Annotated in this window: 17 protein-coding genes; 11 read left to right on the forward strand and 6 right to left on the reverse strand. The window is 43.2% G+C overall.

The window, feature by feature from the left end:
* Nucleotides 1-199 precede the first annotated feature (199 nt).
* From pfaD to JK628_RS16095, 5 genes are all read left to right on the forward strand, one after another.
* The gene (gene pfaD, locus JK628_RS16075) at nucleotides 200-1,828 is read left to right on the forward strand and encodes an eicosapentaenoate synthase subunit PfaD (protein WP_202285802.1); all 1,629 of its coding nucleotides are present in this window, start codon (nucleotides 200-202) and stop codon (nucleotides 1,826-1,828) included.
* Nucleotides 1,829-2,059: 231 nt separating this feature from the next.
* A complete protein-coding gene (locus JK628_RS16080; RefSeq protein ID WP_202285804.1) occupies nucleotides 2,060-2,605 on the forward strand; it encodes a GNAT family N-acetyltransferase in 546 nt (181 codons plus the stop codon).
* 29 nt (nucleotides 2,606-2,634) lie between these two features.
* Complete coding sequence (locus tag JK628_RS23575) at nucleotides 2,635-2,814, forward strand: GNAT family N-acetyltransferase (protein WP_443020014.1); 180 nt, start codon at nucleotides 2,635-2,637, stop codon at nucleotides 2,812-2,814.
* A gap of 33 nt (nucleotides 2,815-2,847) precedes the next feature.
* A complete protein-coding gene (locus tag JK628_RS16090) occupies nucleotides 2,848-3,270 on the forward strand; it encodes a hypothetical protein (RefSeq protein ID WP_202285806.1) in 423 nt (140 codons plus the stop codon).
* Between the two features lie 866 nt (nucleotides 3,271-4,136).
* Complete coding sequence (locus JK628_RS16095; RefSeq protein ID WP_202285808.1) at nucleotides 4,137-5,762, forward strand: sensor domain-containing diguanylate cyclase; 1,626 nt, start codon at nucleotides 4,137-4,139, stop codon at nucleotides 5,760-5,762.
* Between the two features lie 92 nt (nucleotides 5,763-5,854).
* Here JK628_RS16095 and JK628_RS16100 read toward each other — a convergent pair whose 3' ends face one another.
* From JK628_RS16100 to JK628_RS16110, 3 genes are all read right to left on the reverse strand, one after another.
* Complete coding sequence (locus JK628_RS16100) at nucleotides 5,855-6,883, reverse strand: lipid A deacylase LpxR family protein (protein ID WP_202285810.1); 1,029 nt, start codon at nucleotides 6,881-6,883, stop codon at nucleotides 5,855-5,857.
* 147 nt (nucleotides 6,884-7,030) lie between these two features.
* Nucleotides 7,031-7,546, reverse strand: a complete 516-nt coding sequence (locus tag JK628_RS16105) for a hypothetical protein (RefSeq protein WP_202285812.1) — start codon at nucleotides 7,544-7,546, stop codon at nucleotides 7,031-7,033.
* A 304-nt stretch (nucleotides 7,547-7,850) separates the two neighbouring features.
* Complete coding sequence (locus JK628_RS16110) at nucleotides 7,851-10,145, reverse strand: penicillin acylase family protein (protein ID WP_202285814.1); 2,295 nt, start codon at nucleotides 10,143-10,145, stop codon at nucleotides 7,851-7,853.
* Between the two features lie 169 nt (nucleotides 10,146-10,314).
* Here JK628_RS16110 and JK628_RS16115 point away from each other — a divergent pair, with 169 nt between their 5' ends.
* From JK628_RS16115 to JK628_RS16125, 3 genes are all read left to right on the forward strand, one after another.
* Nucleotides 10,315-10,566: a hypothetical protein gene (locus JK628_RS16115; protein ID WP_202285816.1), complete on the forward strand. Its 252-nt coding sequence runs from the start codon at nucleotides 10,315-10,317 to the stop codon at nucleotides 10,564-10,566.
* A gap of 128 nt (nucleotides 10,567-10,694) precedes the next feature.
* Nucleotides 10,695-12,020 carry a DEAD/DEAH box helicase gene (locus JK628_RS16120; protein WP_202285818.1) on the forward strand — a complete coding sequence of 442 codons (1,326 nt, stop codon included), beginning with the start codon at nucleotides 10,695-10,697 and terminating at the stop codon, nucleotides 12,018-12,020.
* Between the two features lie 384 nt (nucleotides 12,021-12,404).
* Nucleotides 12,405-13,595, forward strand: coding sequence for a tetratricopeptide repeat protein (locus JK628_RS16125; protein WP_202285820.1), 1,191 nt, complete (start codon nucleotides 12,405-12,407; stop codon nucleotides 13,593-13,595).
* Between the two features lie 3 nt (nucleotides 13,596-13,598).
* On the opposite strand, the gene JK628_RS16130 is transcribed toward JK628_RS16125, so the two are convergent.
* The 3 genes from JK628_RS16130 to JK628_RS16140 form a co-directional block, all read right to left on the reverse strand.
* Nucleotides 13,599-14,936 (reverse strand): M20 metallopeptidase family protein, encoded by a 1,338-nt coding sequence (locus JK628_RS16130; protein ID WP_202285822.1) that lies wholly within the window; start codon nucleotides 14,934-14,936, stop codon nucleotides 13,599-13,601.
* A gap of 219 nt (nucleotides 14,937-15,155) precedes the next feature.
* The gene (locus JK628_RS16135) at nucleotides 15,156-17,588 is read right to left on the reverse strand and encodes a TonB-dependent receptor (protein ID WP_202285824.1); all 2,433 of its coding nucleotides are present in this window, start codon (nucleotides 17,586-17,588) and stop codon (nucleotides 15,156-15,158) included.
* A gap of 311 nt (nucleotides 17,589-17,899) precedes the next feature.
* The gene (locus JK628_RS16140; protein WP_202285826.1) at nucleotides 17,900-18,760 is read right to left on the reverse strand and encodes a choice-of-anchor H family protein; all 861 of its coding nucleotides are present in this window, start codon (nucleotides 18,758-18,760) and stop codon (nucleotides 17,900-17,902) included.
* Nucleotides 18,761-18,995: 235 nt separating this feature from the next.
* On the opposite strand from JK628_RS16140, the gene JK628_RS16145 reads away from it, so the two are divergent.
* From JK628_RS16145 to JK628_RS16155, 3 genes are read left to right on the forward strand one after another with little or no spacing between them, the layout of a single operon-like run.
* Nucleotides 18,996-19,313, forward strand: coding sequence for a PepSY domain-containing protein (locus JK628_RS16145; protein ID WP_202285828.1), 318 nt, complete (start codon nucleotides 18,996-18,998; stop codon nucleotides 19,311-19,313).
* A gap of 22 nt (nucleotides 19,314-19,335) precedes the next feature.
* Complete coding sequence (locus JK628_RS16150) at nucleotides 19,336-20,040, forward strand: response regulator transcription factor (protein WP_202285830.1); 705 nt, start codon at nucleotides 19,336-19,338, stop codon at nucleotides 20,038-20,040.
* A complete protein-coding gene (locus JK628_RS16155; RefSeq protein ID WP_237524036.1) occupies nucleotides 20,037-21,530 on the forward strand; it encodes an ATP-binding protein in 1,494 nt (497 codons plus the stop codon). The genes JK628_RS16150 and JK628_RS16155 overlap by 4 nt, the downstream gene beginning before the upstream one ends.
* Nucleotides 21,531-21,538 lie beyond the last annotated feature (8 nt).

Here is a 21,538-nt window from a genome sequence, read left to right on the forward strand (position 1 = left end):
TAAAAGAATTAAGTATTAATTAAGAGAGTAGTGATTAGAGCTACTTTAGGCTGTTTATAACCTCGTGCCGTGCAAGTTTCTGAAACATGGATGTTTCAGCAAAGTCCTCATGGATGAGTTTATGACGTCTTGCAAAGGCACGGTCATAAACAGTCTCACACTGAACTAAAAGAATAAATTATTAAGGGTCTTAAATATAATGAATCCTACGACAACAAACGAAATGCTATCTCCGTGGCCATGGGCAGTAAATGAGTCCAATATCAGCTTTGATGCCACTGTGATAGAACAACAGCTTAAAGACTTTAGCCGTGGCTGCTACGTGGTCAATCATAGTGATAAAGGCTTTGGCATTGCCCAAACTGCCGATCTAGTCTCCGAGCAAGCGGCCAACAGCAACGCACTGCCTGTCGCAGCATTCACCCCCGCCCTTGGCACTGAGAGCTTAGGTGACAGCAACTTCCGCCGCGTTCACGGCGTAAAGTATGCCTACTACGCTGGCGCAATGGCTAACGGAATCTCATCAGAAGAGCTCGTAATCGCACTTGGACAAGCTGGTATTCTATGCTCGTTTGGCGCAGCAGGTCTTATCCCTAGCCGAGTGGAAGCGGCCATTAACCGTATTCAGAAAGCACTGCCGAACGGCCCTTACATGTTTAACCTTATTCATAGCCCAAGTGAGCCAGCGCTAGAGCGTGGCAGCGTTGAGCTATTTTTAAAGCATAAGGTGCGCACTGTTGAAGCATCTGCCTTTTTAGGCCTGACACCACAAATTGTCTATTACCGTGCCGCAGGTCTTAGCCGTGATAGCCATGGCAATGTGGTTATCGCTAACAAGGTGATCGCCAAAGTCAGCCGTACTGAAGTGGCTGAAAAATTCATGATGCCAGCGCCAGATAAAATGCTGCAAAAATTGGTCGATGATGGTTCAATTACTAGCGAACAGATGGAACTGGCACTCACCGTACCCATGGCTGACGACATCACTGCTGAAGCGGACTCTGGTGGTCATACCGATAACCGTCCATTAGTGACCTTGTTACCGACTATTTTAGCGCTGAAAGATGAGATCCAAGAGAAGTATCAGTACCCAACACCTATCCGTGTTGGCTGCGGTGGCGGCGTTGGTACACCCGATGCGGCACTAGCGACCTTTAACATGGGCGCGGCTTACATTGTTACTGGTTCAGTCAACCAAGCTTGCGTTGAAGCGGGGGCAAGTGAGCATACGCGTAAGTTGCTTTCGACCACTGAGATGGCCGATGTGACTATGGCTCCAGCCGCTGACATGTTCGAGATGGGCGTAAAACTGCAAGTCGTTAAGCGCGGCACGCTGTTCCCGATGCGTGCCAACAAGCTGTATGAGCTTTACACCCGTTATGACTCTATCGAAGCTATTCCAACTGCTGAGCGTGAGAAGCTTGAGAAGCAAGTATTCCGCTCAACACTTGATGAGATTTGGGCTGGTACAGTGGCACACTTCAATGAGCGAGATCCTAAGCAGATTGAGCGCGCCGAGGGCAACCCTAAGCGTAAGATGGCACTCATCTTCCGCTGGTATCTAGGGCTTTCTAGCCGCTGGTCAAACTCAGGTGAATCAGGCCGTGAAATGGATTACCAGATCTGGGCTGGCCCAGCACTGGGTGCATTCAACCAGTGGGCTAAAGGCAGCTATTTAGATAACTACCAAGACCGTAATGCCGTCGATGTAGCCAAACACCTGATGTATGGTGCAGCCTACCTTAATCGCGTTAATAGCTTAACATCACAGGGCGTTAAGTTGCCGACTCAATTACTACGCTGGAAGCCGACACAAAGAATGGCGTAGCGCTTCATTACTTCATCTGTAAAACAATAAAGCCACTGATGACTAGAATAGTTACCGGTGGTTTTTTTTGTTCCCGCAAAAGCTCGCCACTCTGTATTTAATAATCATTCATGAATTCAGCTATGAGGTGGAGGTTTTTATATTATTGATGATATGTTACCTCAAGATAAAAAGGTAATCGGCATCGGTTGCCCTAATTAATAGCTATTACTGATTTTTGTCTGGAGAGTCATGTTTACATTGGAAGTAGAAAAAGGCCTAGTTCTTGCGCTTGTTGAGCAATCATTTGCTCCAAGGTATTTTGAAATTGTATCCAAGGAGAAAGCGCACTTGAGTCAGTGGCTAGCTTGGCCATTACATGCTAATAGCGAGGATTTTTTTAAACATTTCATTACTCGGTCTTTGCTCGATTACGCTGAGGGGAAGTCATTAGTTTGCGCCATGGTTTATGAAGGTAAAGTCGTCGGCAATGTGAGTCTTAACACGATCAGCCAGTCACTTAGAAAGGCTGAGATTGGCTATTGGCTCAGCGCTGAATACCAAGGTAAAGGCATTGTCAGTAAATCCGTCAGCAAGCTAATCAATGTTGCCTTTACCAAGCTAGGCTTAGAGAAAATTGAAATTATGGCTGCGGTAGAAAATAGTGCTAGCCGCCGAGTGGCTGAACGCTTAGGTTTTAATTTAGAGGGGGTGATCACCCAAGCTGAAAATCTAAATGGTCGATTTTATGATCACGCCGTATATGGGCTGAACTCGTCCACATTTATTGCCGCCTAGCTCTGCAGCAACAAGGAAGGGGTTATGCTATAGAGTCGACATTTGCTGTGCTCAGTTTTGCTGAAAATACGTTAGGATTGTCGGCGGTTCATGCGCTGGTTGATCGTAACAATATCGCCTCGGTTAAGGTTTTCGATAACACAGGCTTTCAGTTTATTGAGCTAGCGGCTTTAACATCGGTATTTATCGTATCAACTTGTAGTAGATAGAAGTAATACTAAACAATATAAAGGTAGGGACAAATGGAATTTACTCAATCTAGCTTTCAATATTTCTTTGCTCATTTCTATGGAATGTTCATTAATGTGATGAGTTATTGTGTCACGGCTGCAATTTTTCATTACTTCTTACTACCAGAAAGCGAACAATTTGACATCTGGTACATCTTAATTATGACAGCAGGGGTTATTCATTATTTGATAACAATATATCGAGAAGGGTACAAGGTTATAAAGCTCACAGAAAATGAGTTTATCTATCAAGATAACAAAAATATTCAAAGATTTTCTTGGGACAATTTTGAAGGCTACAAAGTCTCTAGAATGATCCCCTATGACATCATTATTAAAAATAAGAAATACGGTAAAACTAAGTTTAGTTATTTTACATTTTCACTTACACAAAGAAGACAAATCCTCTCGCTCCTACAAAGTAAGTGCAATTAAAAAATCACTTTTGTCATTATCACCTCAAAAGTAGCGGGTAGGATACTGTCGATATCACAATAAAGTTGTATGACTTATCCAGCGGTAAAGAAGTTCTAATTTACTCACCGGAATTCACCACTAAGCTTAAACAAGCTGCAGAAGTCCATTTTGGTGGTTACGCTTTAACTTTGACGACCGATTTATAGGGATAGTCAATCAGTTTTGAAAGCAAGCCTTAGGGCTTAAATGTGTACGCTCAGAGGAAGCTTGGCATTCGAGATATTATCACTTAGAACCAGTTCCAGACTAAATGCCACTGTTTTACGCTGTAAAGCCCCTGAGACATGATTTTAATGAATCCAAACTAATTAACCTAGAAAAAAGCCAACAACTATCAGTATGTTGGCTTCCTTAAAGGCGAATACAAAAACTAAACGTTGCGCCAATGCTGAACTCAGTGATCTCATAGGGTAAATTGTAGTATCTCACCCGAGCTGTGGCAGCCCATTGTGGGTAAACTGATCGTTGGTTTGCAAACTAGCGTACCAATCGGTACCGTCATCGCGACTGCGCAATTAACAACTATAAAGATCAGCACTTTAACTATTGGAAACTCTCTGCTACTGCGGAGCATCAATATGCAAATACAGCTAAACACCTAACCATTCCTGGTTGTTATCCGCCAAAGACTCTCAAAAATTACCTAAACATCGCCACCAATAAACATTAACTAGTCCATTCTCGTCAGCCGGATTACGCGCCCTACAATCACTATTGCCCCCTAACTTAAGACAAGCGAATTACCTAGCCACTGCTACAATTAAATAAAACAATCGTCAGTACAATGCATTAAAAGTACTAACAACATAGGCATCTAATAGCAATTGAAAGCACTTAGCTTCAATCAAATTCAAATTCGGGTATTTACGATCATCGTAGTGGTGTTCACTTCTGTTGTTTTTAGTTATCGTATTTGGGTACAAATACCGCAGCTTGAAGACACTATGATAAAGCTATCTGAACGAGAGATCAGTAGCCTAATGTTTGGTATCGAACGCATGAATAAACCGATGATTACTCTTAACTATGATTATGCGGTTTGGGATGAAACCTATGAGTTTGTACTACAACCAAACTCTGTTCATAGTCTGCAATATTTGCATGAAAACTTTCTCAATGACACATTCGTTCGATTAGAAATAGACGCTGTGTTTATATTTGATACTCAATCTAATCTCTTATACTCAAAAGGCTATCACCATAAAATTCAGCAAGAGCTTCAATTCGATTTATATCGCTTCGACAAGTATCCTGAAAATAAAATATTAACCGACACCCCCTATAACGGCACTCAGGTGATACCTAAAACGGGTGTTATATCTACCCTTTCTGGAGCCGCGTTTTATAGCTCAACCCCCATACTCGTTTCAGATAAGAGCTTAGCCTCCAATGGTTTTCTAGTGTTTATTCGACTTATTGACCAGGAGTTTATCGACGAAATGTCCCTCTTCACTGCAACGCCCGTGACGATGGAACCTATTGACGGCAAAAGTGAAATTGAGGGAGTTAAAGATTTAGATGCTGAAATAGAGCTAACCAAGATAGTGCCATTCAGCCAAAGACTCATTAGAAACACCAAGGGGGAGCCGACCCTCATCGTCACCGTGTATCACTCCAATAGAAAACCACCTTCAATCTGGGGAATGGGTCTGCTGAGCATTGTTTTTGCGATGATAGCCCTATTAGTCACCGTTTACCTTCTGCTCGCTGGGTTTATTATTCGCCCAGTGCAACGTCTGGCAAAAAATGTCAAAGCGATGGATAAAAGGCAGCGATATAAGCAACTTCCCAACAACTACATTATCGCTGAGCTAAGAAATATAGCATTTCATTTCAATGCACTTATGCTTACTGTGCAGAGACAGAACACTTTATTGAGCCAGCAAGTCTACGTTGATGAATTAACCCAAATTGCTAACCGTCGTGCATTTGAATTGCATCTAGAAAGTCAGGTTCAGTTATTAAGGCGACAAAGTATTGGCTTCACCTTGCTCTTAGCAGATATTGATTATTTTAAGCAATATAACGATACATTAGGTCACGTAAAGGGGGATGAAGCATTGAAAGCGGTGGCGACTTTACTGGAGCAACATTTTAAACGTGCAGAGGATATGTGCGCACGCTTTGGCGGTGAAGAGTTTATTATGCTCTACAGTGATATTCCATTCGCTGCACTTGAACGTAAGCTGTTAGAAATATTAGATTCACTGCAAACTTTAGCCTTACCTCACCCTAGCTCAGATGTGGCAGATCATCTCACCGTGAGCTTTGGTGTCTGCCAAGTTTTACCATTACCAACAACCTCCTACAATGCAGACGGCTTCATCACGGGAAAACAGATTACTGAAATGGCTGATAAGGCGCTTTATCAAGCGAAAAAAAATGGAAGAAATCAATATTATAAAGTCACGATTACAGCCAATCAACTCCCTCTCACAAATCAAGACTAAATAATGCTAGTGGCATAAATATGAGTATGCCCGACCTCTGTTATGCTTTAATTCGGTCTGCTGATGATTCCTATGCTAATTAAAAAGAAAGGCTAATAATGGTAACTAATACTGGCGGCACCATAGTTAGTGTCTGAGATTTGCCCCTCATGCTGCGGACTGCCACGAAGTGTTGCAAATAGAATTCCCCAACTGCCCCAACGCATCGCAAACCCCATACTCAGCTGGCCTTGCTCATGAATAAGCTCTACTGAGTGACTATCTTTAAAGGTATTGCCATCAATAGTGATGTCATTGAGTACGTAGCTACCGTATGCTGACATATAGAACATCCAATTAAACCCTCTATCAGACATATAGCCGTAGGGGTTGGCGCTATGGGAAGCCGTAGGATTGATGCTAGCGTAGGTTTCATCTAGTCCGCTACCGACTCTAAACGTTAATCCAAAGCCTGCGTCGCTGCGCAAATTACCAATACCAGCCTGACTGTAGAAACTCACATCGGTGGCTATCTGGTTAGAGAGTGCTAGCCGCGCGAAACGATGTAAATACTCAGACTCTATACGAAATACAGGCTCGTTCTCAAGTTGATGGTCCCAGCCTTGAGGGTTTCTAGCATCAATAACACCATGAATGAGACTTTGTGTTTGCTCAGCTAATGAAGCCGGACCAACGACACCGACATCAAGCATTAAGCTGGTCGCAATGTTATTATCGAACTGGCGTAATTTGACCTGCCAAAGTAACACGCCAGCGTACGGCCTATCATCAAGGATTAATTGATCCGTATCTAGATCAGATGGGGTAAACATTCCCTGAACGATGGCATAGCTGAGAGTATAGTTGCCTTTATCTCCCTGATTAATATAGGTCCAATCGCTGCTCCATCGCACCCACTCTGGCATATCAATATCATCAAAGCTGGCGATTGGTGCCTTTCCCCACGCGTAACCCACACCGTTACTGTAGCCGTCATCGGTTGGCTCAAGCACACCGAAAGCATCATTTTCAAAAATGAACTGCCCCCAACTATTTTGCCGAAGAGGTGTTTCTTCAGCTAAAGCAACATAGGTAACAGAGGAGAGTATAAGAACAAATAATGGACGAATAATTTTTAGCACGCTATTTATGAGTTTAATAAAGACATAAAGCTATTATAGGTGACGATTTATGAAGGGAGAAATGAATAAATAGCATACCATGTTGTTGCTCTCAAAAAACGGTTGAAAGTTGATATTCTCGCAAGAGCATCATCAAGATACTCACGCTTAAATACGAGTCAACTTTTCCTCTTTCTTAATTCGAATACCTTCATGAGCGAGTTCAACATCAATCTCACAATCAAGCTGCGATTGATCCAGTTTTTCACATCGATTGAGTGTCAATCTGTACTGTTCATTTCTCAATGCTGAAAGTACTTCATCGCAAGCAAATGATTTTTGGTTTACCTCTTTAAAACACAAACCTTGCTTACTGACTTTCTCTCCGTCTTTGCCGATAAGGTAGTCCCAGTCATCTCCCCATGATTTGATCCTCATGGTGTACTGTTCATTTTCGGTAAAAATGGTCAATTCAGGCGCAATTTTAACACCAAAATCCATCTCATTAATGGCATAGATCCCAATATCACAGGCTACTGACTCTTGCTGTGTATCTTCACTATAACGGGTTGTCTCAGCTGCGAGGGCTATCTCAAAAGTCAGATCCTTTTGACATGCAGATAAACAGAGTAGCCCTAAGGCTATAGCAACATACTTAACCGTAATCATTGAGTACTTATTCACTCTTGTAACTATTTGTATCAGATACTAACAAATATAAATGGCAATGTTTAGTACTAAATCTGACGCGGGGACAGATGAGATAAGATATAACCTAATGGAATATAGGGTATATTCAGAATAATTATGCACCCAAGCCTAAGTAGGCCATCACATGTGCTATTACAGCACAAATAATCAGCATTATATTTTAATTTTTTAGAGCTATAAAAGTTAACTGACTCCATTCATGACCGCTTAAACAGAAAGTATAGACACCGAAGTCGCTATACTTAGTCATTGATCGAACTGTCACTTGCTGTTTAACTCACTTGGGACTGATCTCGATTCGGTGCAGTAGTTTACTTGGCAATAGAGGCGTATGCTGCTGCGCCGCGTACTCGGTAAAACCGACACGATAAAAATCAGATAAGGGGTGACCCGACTGACCACCAGGAATAGATAAAACACCATTAGCTTCGTCACCAGGCTGAACGATAAAGCGCTGAGATGCACCGAATGAAGATCCCTGAACCGCAGGCATATAGCTATCACCAAAACCTGTCATTGTAGGCATATCTAGCAACCTACTTAATATCGGAATTTGCTTGGAAAACGGATGTTGGATTTTTAGCTGATTAACACGCCCCCAAGCTAAGTCATCCATATTGCTGTCTTTACTATGTTTAGCCAACAGTTGCAGCTTACTCTGTTGATAAATACTCAGCATATATTCTGACCAACTTGAGTGTTTCTCCGGTAACCAAGATTTTGGTTGAGCCTCTATTAATTGCCACATCGCAGGCTCAAGATAGCGCTTCACTGGCGATAGACTCAGAGACGACATTCCCAACTGGGTTTCAAGCGGGGCAAAGCTGTTATCAATAAGCTGCTGCCTATATTGCCTGACTAAAGTGTAACCAACAGAGTCACTACAAGCGCAGGCTTCCCAACCATTTAAATAGGCAATATCTTTCGCAAAACGCTTTGGCTGAGTACTTAGCAGCGCAATTAACTGTTGCTGCCACGGCAGTAAAAAACGTGCTTCGTTATCTAATTGTAATTGGTAAAAGTCATCGACCGTAAAGTCATTACCGGCAAAGAGTCGGTCTCGAATTTGTGAACTACGGGCACCCAAAGCGTAACCGCCATCTCCTAACCCTTTATGTTGCTTGGTTGAAACCACCCGCGAGTTGCCTGACCACAATCGGTGAGTCTCTGGATTAACAACTTCAGGTAAAGCGACTTGATCGATAAGCCAGTTACCCGCTTGGTAATCAGACTCTGCAATTGCCACATCACTTGGATTGCTTCTAGATGGGAAGGCTCCAGCGGGCTTCCATGCCGCATTTCCAGCAGTATCAACCAGCATCATATTCTGCACGGGTATTCCCATATGGCTGGCAATCGCGATCCCTTGTTGCACATTTTTGATGCTATCAAGTTCGACGAGCGACATATCAACAGCGTAATCCTGGTGCCCTACCCACGAAAGCGCATAGCGCTTCATTTGGCTCTCTCTGACCGGGCCAAATGGAGACATTAGGAGCTTATAATTGACCTTTGACTCCGGCAACATAATCTCTTCATTCTCAAAGGTCAGCGTCGTGTTATCGTCAATTTCAACCCAATCAGCGGTATCAATATAAGCATTAGTAAACCCCCATGCTACATGGCCATTACTGCCCACCACAATTGCCGGAGCACCAGGCAGCGACACTCCAGTAATACTGACATCGTCGCCATTATGTTGATAATTAAGCTGAGCGCGGTACCAAATGATTGGCACAGCAAAAGACAGGTGCATATCATCAGATAACATGGCATTGCCATTCTTAGTCAACTCACCGGTTACGGCCCAATTATTACTGCCTATATCTAGTGGTTCAGCGATCTCTTTTGGCATTGCCTGACCAATATAGAGTGGTGACAAAGGTGGGATTACAGGCTGGATTAAGCTGATAAGGCTGCCATCTAATGGCGCCTGATATTGACTGGGTTGCAGAATAAAGTCGACCATTTCAGCACCAAATATCGACTGTATGTAAGTGAGGGTCAAATCTCGCTTAATGGTGTTACCTTGCAGGTCAAGATACATACTATAGATAACCAGTAAACTGTCAGCGGGCTCCCATGGACGAGGCTTTGTGCTAGTCACAAGATATTCAAAAGCTTTAACCGATTGGGCCGCAACCGCATCATTCACCCCTTGAGCATAAGTTTGTAGGCTCTTTAGGTGCGCCTTGGGCAGGCTTGTTAAAATATTATTGGCACGCTTTCTTAATTGATGAAAACGGCGACTCTTATCCAATTCAAGTGCTTTTTCACCAAAGATTTCAGCTAACTCTCCAGCTGAGTTGCGTCTCAACAGATCCATTTGAAAAAAGCGATCTTGCCCGTGGGCATAACCTAAACCGTACGCTGCATCCTGGCGACTACTGGCCGTCACCACCGCAGTACCTAAACGGTCTCGTTCAATACTAACACTGTCGCTGATAGCATCACTGTCTATGGAAGCATCGAGCTTTGGCAAGCTCATAAACAGCAGCAGGTAAACACCCACAGCTGCGATAAATACGATAGAGAGCAAACCAATAGTTGTTATTTTTATTATTGTTTTCATTACGATCCTGTAGGGGTAACGCTCCGATACACCATCATAAACTGGGTTGCAAATTTGTTAAACACTCATTTGAAATTAATTTATTATCCTACTAGGCAACGAATAAATAGCTGCATTTATGGGTATATATGGCAAAATCGTTGGCAAGTTCACACTGAAAAGATGATTGATGGCAAAACCAAATAAGAAAGGGCCAACACAAACCGTTGAGATATTTTGCGCAAAGTGTCGCGAGTTACTTTATAAATATCGAAAAGGTGGCAAAGGCGCGCTAATAAAGTGCTTTAAAGAACGCATTGTGACCGACTATACGACCGCCCCCTGCACATGCCCTAAATGCGGGCAGATTTTTGCCAGAGACACCTTAGTCCGTGGCGCCCCCGCCTATAAATTTGCGGGCGGTAAGGTCACAATGAAATAGTGATCTTTTTGAGATAACAATATCACCCGAGAGTCGTGACATACTGTTATAATCTAAACTGGCGACCGTGATAGCACATCGTCTTTAACTGCAATAGCAACATCACAAACTGATAATTGAGACTCACCATGCCGTTTTCAAAGCTTGGATTAAGCAATCCAATCGTTACCGCTGTAACCGAACAAGGTTACACCACCCCAACCCCAATCCAAGCTAAGAGTATTCCGGTGATCTTAAGTGGCCGAAATCTAATGGCCGCAGCCCAAACAGGTACAGGTAAAACGGCCAGCTTTGTGTTGCCAATCCTGCAGTTACTCAGTCAATCGGAAACTCAGCGTAAAAAACGTATTAGGGCATTGATCCTTACACCTACACGCGAACTCGCCGTGCAGGTTGAAGCCAATATTGCACAGTACGGTAAACACTTAGATCTCACATCTATGGCGATGTATGGCGGCGTAGACGCTGAGCCACAACGACAGCGTTTACTCGACGGCGTAGATATCCTGGTTGCGACTCCCGGTCGATTACTGGATATGTATACCCAGCGAGCGATTCATTTTGATGAGCTAGAGATTTTAGTACTCGATGAAGCAGATAGAATGCTCGATATGGGTTTTATCGAAGACATCGACAAAATTATGGACAAGTTGCCTACTGACAGACAAAGCTTACTGTTCTCGGCGACCTTGTCACATCAAGTTAAAGCACTGGCCAAAACCACGGTAGATAGACCCGTTGAAATCTCGGTTATCACCAATACTGATTCCAAACCAAAAATTGAGCAATGGCTAACCACGGTAGATAAAGATAAGAAATCTGCCCTGTTAAGCCACTTAATTAAAGAAAACGCCTGGCAACAGGCGCTGATCTTTATCGAAACCAAGCAAGGTGCAGCAAAGCTCGTTAGCCAACTCGAAAAACGCGACATAGCCGCCGAATGTATTCATGGCGGCAGAAGCCAAGAGGTTCGAGAGAAGATATTGGCCGACTTTAAGAGCGGCAAAATTGGCTTGCTGATAGCAACTGGCGTTGCGGCCCGAGGCCTAGATATCGACGAATTACCTTTAGTGATTAACTATGACCTTCCCTATCCGGCCGATGATTATATTCATCGTATTGGACGTACAGGCCGAGCGGGTGCCAATGGCGAAGCGGTATCTCTGGTTTCAAAAGATGATTTCAAAAACTTATGCATGATTGAAAGTCGACTAGGTCAGCTAATCGAGCGCAGAGAGATTGATGGCTTTGCTCCTCGAAAAGAGGTGCCTGTATCAGTATTGAACTTCAAGCCAAAGTTTAAAAAAATGTCTGACAACAAGGATACAGCCAAGCGCGAATCTAAACGCAGCGTAAGTAAAGCGCCAGCCAAAAAGCGCACTGGCCAGCAGGATTCGAAAAATAAAGCGAGTAAAGACGTTAATAAGTTACCGCCGAACCCCTGGAATACATAAGGGTTCTTTTCGGGATAGTTAACCTTTACAGCTTAACTATCCCGTCGCTTTTACCGCAACGATAAATCCTAGCGTGAATGTCTAGCTAACCCCATATTTAACAATCAAATAAAATGAAATTACACCAGCTAACACTTAAACTCGTTTTAGTGTAAACGAGTTAATCTGTTTGAAAATTGCTTTTAATCCCTCCTATACTCTAAGAGTATTGACTCTACTAATCCAATGTAGATAGGCTTTTAATCAACAGTATTATTGCGCGCGCAGCCAATATTTAAGTCGTTCAACCTAGAGATATAAAACGCTGAAAGAGTAGTTAAATAGCCAAATTCTAGCAAAAACCTGATACATGAAAAACTCTGGTTCAATCAATAGAAGGCATTTATGAGTGCAAATCAAGCACCACTAAAAAAGCGCAACTTAGGAGTTCCACTCTTGGTGGCGACTTTAGTGATAGCTGCAGTTTTGAGCTTCGTTTTTTATCCAGGCAGTAAGCAAGCGCCCTTAGATAAAGGCGCCATAATTATACTGCCAGTAAAAATCGATCTAAATACAGCAACCCCTCTTTGGCAGCAATACGCCCACCAAGAAAGTATTATTGCGCAACTGTATAACTCCAATTCATTTCCTGTCCTGCAAGTTGAAGATGTCATTAGCTTTTTACTGCAAAACTCGAATTATATTGAAGATACGCGCCCACTACAGGTTAGCAAATTACTCACCTTTTCCGGTGCATCTTTAGTGGTGGGATCCGTTATTACTAAGAGTGATAACCGCTACCAACTAGCATACAATTTTTACGGCCCGAGCCAGCAACAAAGTGGCAGCATCCAAGCCGAGGATATTGAGTCCTTATATGTTGACTTAGCTAAGCTAATTAATGACAGAACCCAATCTAAGGGCGATGCTAATAACAACAAAAATCTAACCTACTTTGACAATCCGTTGCTTATTTTGGCCATAAAACAGCTGCAATACCGTGAAACGACCGCAGCCAGTGAAACACTGAAACAATTACTAGTATCTGACGCTGACAATTTTATAGCCCAAAGACAATGGGCTGAAATGCTACTCAAACAGCAACAATTTGTAGAGGCAGAAAAAATATTATCTACTGCGCTAACGCAAGCTGAACTAGCAGGCAACCGTCGCGAGTCGGCTCGCTTAGGCTTAACATTGGCAAAAAGCTATATTGAGCAGGGTGAATTAGTCCGCGCGCTACCGATCTTATCCCAAAGCCGCAGTAATGCAGCAAATTCACAAGACTGGCTTTATCTTGCTTATGTTGCTGCCTGGGCAGGCCATGTAAACGAGCGGCTGGGCCGCTATGCAGCCGCCAATCAGCAATACCAGCTGTCTGTCGACTATCATAATATGGTTGGCTATCAACCAGGCCAAGTCCTTGGTTTAAATAATTTAGCAGAACTGGCGATACTAGAGCATAACTACTCGAAAGCTTATAAAAACATTCAGCGTTCAGTGACAATTGTGACTCAAAAAGACCTTGTAGATTTAAAGCCAGAAACTATGGCGTTACTGACTAAAGTTGAGAATAAGCTACAAGGTACTCGCTAACGCTTATTTTTGATTAAACAGGTTCATCGCGCTGCGGCTCATCACGCGAACACCAGTATTAATCGTCAGTGGGTAATCTGGGGCGAATTGACTCGAGTGCAATGAGGGTAACGCCTCTCCTTTATCCAAGCTTATTTGATACGCGTCTGGCTCGACAGCCCCTAACCAGAAAATGGTGATAGGGCGCTTTTCAGCGGTAAGACCATATAAACCAAAATCTTCCCCCGCCATCACAGGCTCAGATTTGAGCACATTTTCAGCACCAATCTCCTGTTCAATACTTGCTTGTACGTTTGCCGCTAAAGTTGGGTCATTATACGTTGAAGGAATTCTTTCATCTTCATGGACATAGACTTCTGGCATCAGCTCACCAGGCAGGCCGGCACTAATCGCAATCCCTTTTGTGAGACGCTTTAGCGCCTCAATTTGTTGCAAACGCACATCGGGATTATAGGAGCGCAATGTTAACTGTAGCTTCACTTCATCTGAAATAATATTATGCTTTGAGCCACCATGAATCGATCCAACGGTTATCACATTTGGCTCAAGCGGTGAGATCTCACGACTCGATATAGTTTGCAGTGCCAGTACTATTCGAGAGGCCAACACCACAGGATCTTTGGTTGCATGCGGGTACGCGCCATGTCCGCCCTTACCTTTGACTTTAATATCCACCGAGTCGACATTGGCTAACGCATAACCAGGCGCTATTCCGACCTTTCCGGCGGGAATGCCAGCACTGACGTGTAAGCCTATGACATAATCTGGCGCAGGGAATTGAGTAAATAGGCCCTGTTTCAGCATCGCTTTAGCTCCGCCTCCGACCTCTTCCGCAGGTTGTGCGACCATCATTAAAGTGCCTTGCCAGTCCGCTTTATTAGCCACTAACTGCTGTGCGGTGCCAATCAGGCTCGTCATATGAATATCATGCCCGCAGCCGTGCATAATGCCGACCGTGTTATTACTGGCGTCTGTCGTTGTCACAGTTGAAGCGTAGGGCTTTCCTGTCTCTTCTATGATGGGCAGCCCATCAGTATCCGCTCTTATCATGACAGTAGGCCCGGCACCATTTTTATAGATCCCCACAACGCCATAACCACCAAACTGCTCGGTCACTTCAAAACCCAATGCAGCGAGCTCTTTTGCCATACGTGCACTGGTGGATTTTTCTTGATAAGACAGCTCTGGGTTTTGATGAAGGTGCAGATATAACTGCTCAAGTTTTGGCATCGCTTTATCGACCGAGTCACTCAAGGTTGCAGCATTAGTATTGCCACTCAATGATCCTGCAAGCAACAGGCATAAGCTAACTGCTAACGGGGTTTTCGAAAGTATTTTCATCGCGATGCTTTCCATTTCAAATGGTTATTGAAATGTTAAGCTAACATAGCAATTATTAAAGTGTGAAATTAATACTCGGTGTTAATCCCTCCCCTCTCACAAACCACTCATTAAGGCTCAATGAACACGAGTCAAAAAGTCAGCTTTAAAGGTACTGAGGAGGCGAGTTATAAAACAAAAATGCAGCCAAAAGGCTGCATTTCAACAGTGATGTCAGCGTTACAAACGGTAAGTTAACGACAGCTTAGCGTTACGCTCTTCTCCTGGCATTCCGCCTAAGAACATCGCTTTGCTGTAATATTCCTCATTGAAGAGGTTATTAACATTAAGCTGCACTTTCCACTGCTCTACATCATAGCTAATTGCAGAATCAAGTACGGTGTAGCTCGGCACATAACCATCTGGGATCCCAAATGAATCAGAGTTGGTGCTGCGGTCATCAACGTATTTAGCGCCCAAACTGATATTTAGCGGGCTTTCTAATGAGAACCAATCGGCACCATAAGTAACCCATGCGCTTGCGGTGACATAAGGAACCCCTTTTTGGCGGGTATCATAGCTACTTCTGTTAGGATCTTTTTTATCACGTGCATCTTGGTAAACACCATTAACGTTAACCATCCATTGCTCACTGATATGTGCATTTAGATCAAGCTCTACGCCGGTTGTTTCCTCTTTACCATTATAGAAACTTTTAGCGACGCCAGGTGCAGATACACCCTCTTCATAATCAGGGTTTGAGTACTCTAAGTTCGTGCGTGCACTTTTAAAGAATACCAACGACGCCAGCATTTGATCTTCAAAGGCTTTATATCTAATACCCAAATCATCACTTACAGATTCAGAATCGGCTCTGTCCTCACCCGTCCCGTCAATGCCACCGAGGATGCTATAGGCTGTGCGCCCCTTCGAGTGATTAACAAAGAAAGACAGATCTTCTGTAGGCATGTAAGTCACACCTAAATTGTACGTCACGCCATTATCCGTCGTATCAGCTTCCGCTCTAGGTTCAGCCTTACTGGCTGAATAACGTGGGTCTACACCTAAATGTTGATAAGATTGCTTTATCTCATTAAATGCAACACCAATACGAGTCGTAAAGCCATATCCTAAATAACCAACGTGCTGCAGACCTACACCCCAAGCATTGACCTTTTTGTTGTAGTTACTCGTCATCAATGGATCATGATCTTCAAAGCTACCTTCAGCCCAATTAGGGTTACGGATATCGTAAATATAAGGCAAAGCGCCTTGGTAAATAACCTCTCCAGCTTTGTTCTTAATCACCTTGTCTGCATCGTAAATAGAGTACTGCTTGAACGCTATATTTCTATCTTCAAAGTTAGCATTAACCAGTAACTCGTTATCAATATTGCCTATTTGAAAGTCATAGCGAAGATCGGCAAAGTACTGCCAAGATGTTTCTTCCGCTTCGACTTTACGGTACTCCTGTCGACGCGCAGCAAATGGATATAACACACCATCTTCAACTAACGGAGCACGTGGATCTTCATTTATCTTGCCGCGTCGATCCCAATAAACATAATTATATGCACCCGTTTGACGAGCAAAACCTGAGGTGTAATCACGGTACTGCAACTGTTGATTCAAAAACAGATTATCGTTGAAATAGATATTGTGGGTTAACTTAAAGCGTAACTCTTCACCTTCATTATCTTTCGCCATTGGTGAAATAATCCCGGCATTGCCAAAAGCGTAGGGTGTTTGCCCATCATTACTTGAAAGCGAATCTGCTAGCTGTTGGCGTTGTGCATCAGTTAGTTGTAGCCCTGCGTTATTTGGGTCATTAATCAGATCTTCCCAACTAACATCCCCAGCCCCCTTACCGCCTACAGATTCAGCGTTAAAGATACGGATCGGGTGACCAATTGAATCAACTGCAATAGCATCTTTAATGTAGCTTGCTGATAACATTAGGTCTTGGCTATCGCTTACGATATATTTCAATGAAGTGTAAATTTCATCTCTATCAGTACCGATCTCACGATAGCCATCACTGCGACCACTTTTTGCCACAACTCGGTAAGCTAGGTTATCGGTGATCCCACCGCTACTATCAACAGCAAATGAATACGTGTCCCATTGACCAACTTCAGCAGTGAACTCATTTAAGGACTCAAATTGCGGCTTTTTCTCAATAAGGTTAATTACGCCACCGGCACTGCCCATACCATAAAGGCCTGTTGCTGGACCTTTTAAGACCTCTACAGACTCAACATTTGTCAACGAACGTGTGGGGTTAAAAGTATTACCGAGTCCTGCACCACCATACATACCGTCGTAAGTATAGTTAGCGCCCAATCCTCTGATCACTAAGTTGTCACCGATACCATAGTTATTACCCGCTTGAGTAACACCACTAATGTTGCGCACTAAATCCTGGAGGTTACTCACCCCTTGCGCCTGAATAAGTTCTTCATCAACAATAACCACCGCAGCTGGCGTTTCCATTAGTGACATGTCGGACTTGGTTGCTAACCCTGAGTTCATCACCACTTGATTTTGTCTGCCATAGACGGTGATCCGTTCGATGTTACTATTCACTTCAGCCACTTCAGCCGCGTAAATTGTTGTCGGTAAGTATGTCGATGCGCACGCAATTGCTAACATTGAATAACGAAAATGTTTCATCCAGTAACCCCACTTAAGTATTATGCGGCGAGATGATAACCATTATCATTAACATTACAACAAGCATTTAAACAACTACCACAAAGCCGATTCGTTTGTGATTGTTTTTGTTAGATTTTAAATCAAAAACTTACAAAGTAAATTATAATAAAATTCATATACAGCAATAAGATAGGTGACCTACATCACACATCCCAAAATGTAACAACATGGTTGTTTTTCACTCGAGGTATGAGAGGTAAACAACAACGAAGCAAAACAAATACCTCGATACTGAAAACCTCGACACTGCTAATAAGCCAACCATAACTTTATAAGTCTTTAGTAGTATGATCTAGGTCGTAGTAAATTAACCATTGGCGAAGTAAAGCTGCCAGCGATAGCGTAAACAATGCCCACAAAGAGAAGCTTCCTGCATAATCGTCCTCATGCTCGATATAGCCACTGTCCCAATTGGCACTTTCTAACGGTAAGGCATACAGGCTGTCAAATTCGTTTGAACTGACTGTCGCCACAATATCGCCGTAGCCGAACTCATAAAGATCAATAAGTACATCGTAATGATCGGTGCTAAAACCAACATCCAATGTTGTTAACACCACAAAATCGTCATCGGTCGCATCACCGAAAATACTAAATACATCGGTAGTGTAATAGTGTTCCCAAGGACCACCGTTGCGACTGAGGTATAGCTCTGCGAACACGTCTGCCCTTTCATTAATGTATATACCATTAACATCCGCATCAAATGTCACACTAAAGGTTTGATAAAAGCCATCGGCGTCATTATCAACAAACAAACGACTATAAGCATCGTAAATATAAAAATCTCGATAGATGCCATTAGCAAACAATGCCGCTGATGCTGACATTTGTTGATTGACTAATGTCTTCTGAGCTTTATCGATATGAGACTGGATAACTTGCTCTCTACTGTTAGGGCCTAGCGAGCTAGAGCTAACCTGTATGCGTTGAGCTGAGAGTAACTCGCCCTGCGCTGCTGATAGCGTTGCACTATGCCCATCAACTGCTTGAACCTTGCCTTCTATATAGCCTGCAGATACGCTGTGAATTTGGTTAACGTCTTGCGCTAAAGCAGTTAGCGGCAGTAAACATGCACCAAGCAAAGGTAACAGTTGCAGTGATTTGGTCTGGGTTTTAGTTAGTTTCATTATCACCTCAAGCGATTAATTTCGTTGAGGTCATTAAAGTCTAACCTAAATGAACACAAGCTGAACATCGATAATAACCACTTAGCAGGCTCAACGACCATGGTCAGTATTCAGCTTGGGTTCATCTTTAAAACGCTATATCTAAGCTATTCCTCCTCCCCTCTCGATACAGGAGTGATGACTAATCTAGCAGGATCTTTTAAACTGGTAACACTTCAACCCTTTGGTGCTCTTAATGAAAGCTGTTTTACTGTTGATATTAATACCACTACTGATGCTCGGCTCATTACCCGCCTATGCTGGCGGATATTACGCCACGATCTCGACAGCCTCGATGGCGATGGCTACAAGTGATCGCGCGAAGTCACTTAAAGTGAGTAGTCCACAGCAAGCAGCCCAATTAGTTAAAAGGAAGTACCCAGGGAAAATCCTCAATATTCAGTCCGCTCGTGTTAACGGTAATCCTGGTTATCGAATCAAACTACTTTCAAAAGATGGAGTGGTTTTTTACGTCAATGTCGATGCAAAAACTGGCAGTGTTCGCCGTAACTAACTGCAACCAACAAGGAACTAATATGAGACTGTTACTCGTTGAAGATGATCTCGCACTGCAAAATAATCTAAAGCAACATTTGCTCGCAGCAAACTATACGGTTGATACCGCTGATGACGGTGAAATTGGGCTTTTTCAAGGAAAAGAGTACAATTACGATGCGGCAATTATTGATGTAGGCTTGCCCAAAATAGAGGGTATCGCCCTAATTACGCAACTCCGAGAGCTCGCCATTGAGTTTCCTATTTTGATCTTAACCGCTCGCGATAGCTGGCAAGATAAAGTAGCAGGTTTGGATGCGGGGGCAGACGACTACCTCACAAAACCTTTCCATCCCCAAGAGCTCATTGCCCGACTTAAAGCCCTCATTCGCCGCAGCGCAGGAAAAGCCAGCCCTGTGATTTTCAATGGTCCTTTTTCACTCAACACCAGTAGCTTAGAACTGACTAAAAATGGCAAAGTCATTAGCCTTAGCGGTTCTGAGTACAAGCTTTTTGAGTACTTTATGCTGCATATTGGCGAAGTAAAATCAAAAACTGTACTCACTGAGCATATCTATGATCAAGATTTTGATCTCGACTCCAATGTTATTGAGGTATTCATTCGGCGCTTACGCAAAAAGCTCGACTCAGACAATAAACTAGGCCTGATTGAAACATTGCGGGGACAAGGCTATCGCCTTACTAAGCTTGAAGAGCTGGTAAAACCAGAAACACCATCATCGTGAAGCTCTCTGTTAAGTCTTTGCCAAAAGCACTGCACTCGCTCAAAGCTAGGCTTATTGTTAGTGCGCTGTTGCTTATCTTAATATTGATGCCCTTGATTGGTTTCACTCTCAATGATGCTTTTAAGCAACAGGTAAAAAGTGCATCACTAAATGAACTCAAAGCCTATGTGTATGCCGTTTTGGCTGTTACTGAAGTCAATACTGGTGGTCTTTCAATGCCAGAGGTTCTACTCGAAAACCAATTTAATGTTATTCAATCAGGGCTCTATGCTGCGATTACAACGCCAAATACAGCCGTCATTACGGGCAAGAGTAGTAACGAGTTTGATGCCAAGTTTGTTGAAAACCCACAAACGCTGCTTTATGACCGCAATAGCAATTCAACGGGCACTCAAAAAATTGCTTGGCGCTCAGACTCGTTATTGGGTATCGAACTGCCGAGTCAGTTGCCAACACCCAAAAAAGGACAAGGTCAATTCAGTGACATTACGTTCAATGGCCAGCCACATCTAATATATAGTTTCAGTGTGAGTTTCGAACTGCCGGCGACAACAGATGATGATAAGCATTTCAATAGCCAATTCCCGATCACTATTCATATCATTAAAGATCAAACCGAGTTTCAACTACAGGTAGACCAGTTTACTCAACAACTTTGGCGCTGGTTAACGATCCTTATGGGCTTGTTACTTGTGATACAAATGACGTGGCTATGGTGGACCTTAAAACCTCTTTCGAGTTTAGAGACCGAACTGAACGCCATTGAAAATGGCAAAACGAATCAACTTAGTGATGACTATCCAACTGAGCTGCAAGCAGTAGCCCAGCAACTCAACACCTTACTAAGCACCGAACAAAACCAGCGTAAACGTTATCGCAATGCATTAGCAGATCTGGCTCATAGCCTAAAAACACCGCTTGCGGTGATCCAAAGTCAGACAGATTTAAGCTCTGAATCATTCGAACAAGTCAGCCACATTAACCGTATTATTGGTCACCAACTGAAACGTGCCCAATCAGCCGCTGGTAGTGCTTGGCACCTGGGTATTCCCGTCGTCAGCATTTCAGATAAACTGGTTCGAAATCTACCAAAAATATACTGCCAACCATTGATCACCATTGAGCAAAATGTTGACCGTGACGCCATTTTCAAAGGAGATGAATCAGACCTTTCGGAGATCTTAGGCAATCTACTCGATAATGCCTGTAAAGCCGCATCAAGCAAGGTACTGCTGAGTGTCATTCATAATACTGAAAACGTTAGTGCTGAGACATTAGTGCTGCAGGTGGAAGATGACGGAAGCGGCGTCGATGAAACTTTGAAAGCTCAAATATTTGAGCGCGGCATAAGAGCCGATTCCTACAAAGTCGGCCATGGGATCGGACTCGCCATAGTCCGTGACTTGGTCGATAGCTACCATGGACAGTTATCCATAGCTCAATCTACGCAATTAGGCGGTGCTATGTTTACTATTAGTTTCAAATACTAGCTCTCTAA

It is taken from the genome of Shewanella sp. KX20019 (assembly GCF_016757755.1).
Classification (GTDB): domain Bacteria; phylum Pseudomonadota; class Gammaproteobacteria; order Enterobacterales; family Shewanellaceae; genus Shewanella.

Excerpts from the sequence above, each read along its gene's own strand:
- JK628_RS16130 (WP_202285822.1), bottom strand. The coding sequence starts at position 14,936 with ATGAAAATACTTTCGAAAACCCCGTTAGCAGTTAGCTTATGCCTGTTG.
- JK628_RS16135 (WP_202285824.1), bottom strand. The coding sequence starts at position 17,588 with ATGAAACATTTTCGTTATTCAATGTTAGCAATTGCGTGCGCATCGACA.
- JK628_RS16110 (WP_202285814.1), bottom strand. The coding sequence starts at position 10,145 with ATGAAAACAATAATAAAAATAACAACTATTGGTTTGCTCTCTATCGTA.
- JK628_RS16115 (WP_202285816.1), top strand. The coding sequence starts at position 10,315 with ATGGCAAAACCAAATAAGAAAGGGCCAACACAAACCGTTGAGATATTT.
- JK628_RS16145 (WP_202285828.1), top strand. The coding sequence starts at position 18,996 with ATGAAAGCTGTTTTACTGTTGATATTAATACCACTACTGATGCTCGGC.
- JK628_RS16150 (WP_202285830.1), top strand. The coding sequence starts at position 19,336 with ATGAGACTGTTACTCGTTGAAGATGATCTCGCACTGCAAAATAATCTA.
- pfaD (WP_202285802.1), top strand. The coding sequence starts at position 200 with ATGAATCCTACGACAACAAACGAAATGCTATCTCCGTGGCCATGGGCA.
- JK628_RS16080 (WP_202285804.1), top strand. The coding sequence starts at position 2,060 with ATGTTTACATTGGAAGTAGAAAAAGGCCTAGTTCTTGCGCTTGTTGAG.
- JK628_RS16140 (WP_202285826.1), bottom strand. The coding sequence starts at position 18,760 with ATGAAACTAACTAAAACCCAGACCAAATCACTGCAACTGTTACCTTTG.
- JK628_RS16090 (WP_202285806.1), top strand. The coding sequence starts at position 2,848 with ATGGAATTTACTCAATCTAGCTTTCAATATTTCTTTGCTCATTTCTAT.
- JK628_RS16120 (WP_202285818.1), top strand. The coding sequence starts at position 10,695 with ATGCCGTTTTCAAAGCTTGGATTAAGCAATCCAATCGTTACCGCTGTA.
- JK628_RS16125 (WP_202285820.1), top strand. The coding sequence starts at position 12,405 with ATGAGTGCAAATCAAGCACCACTAAAAAAGCGCAACTTAGGAGTTCCA.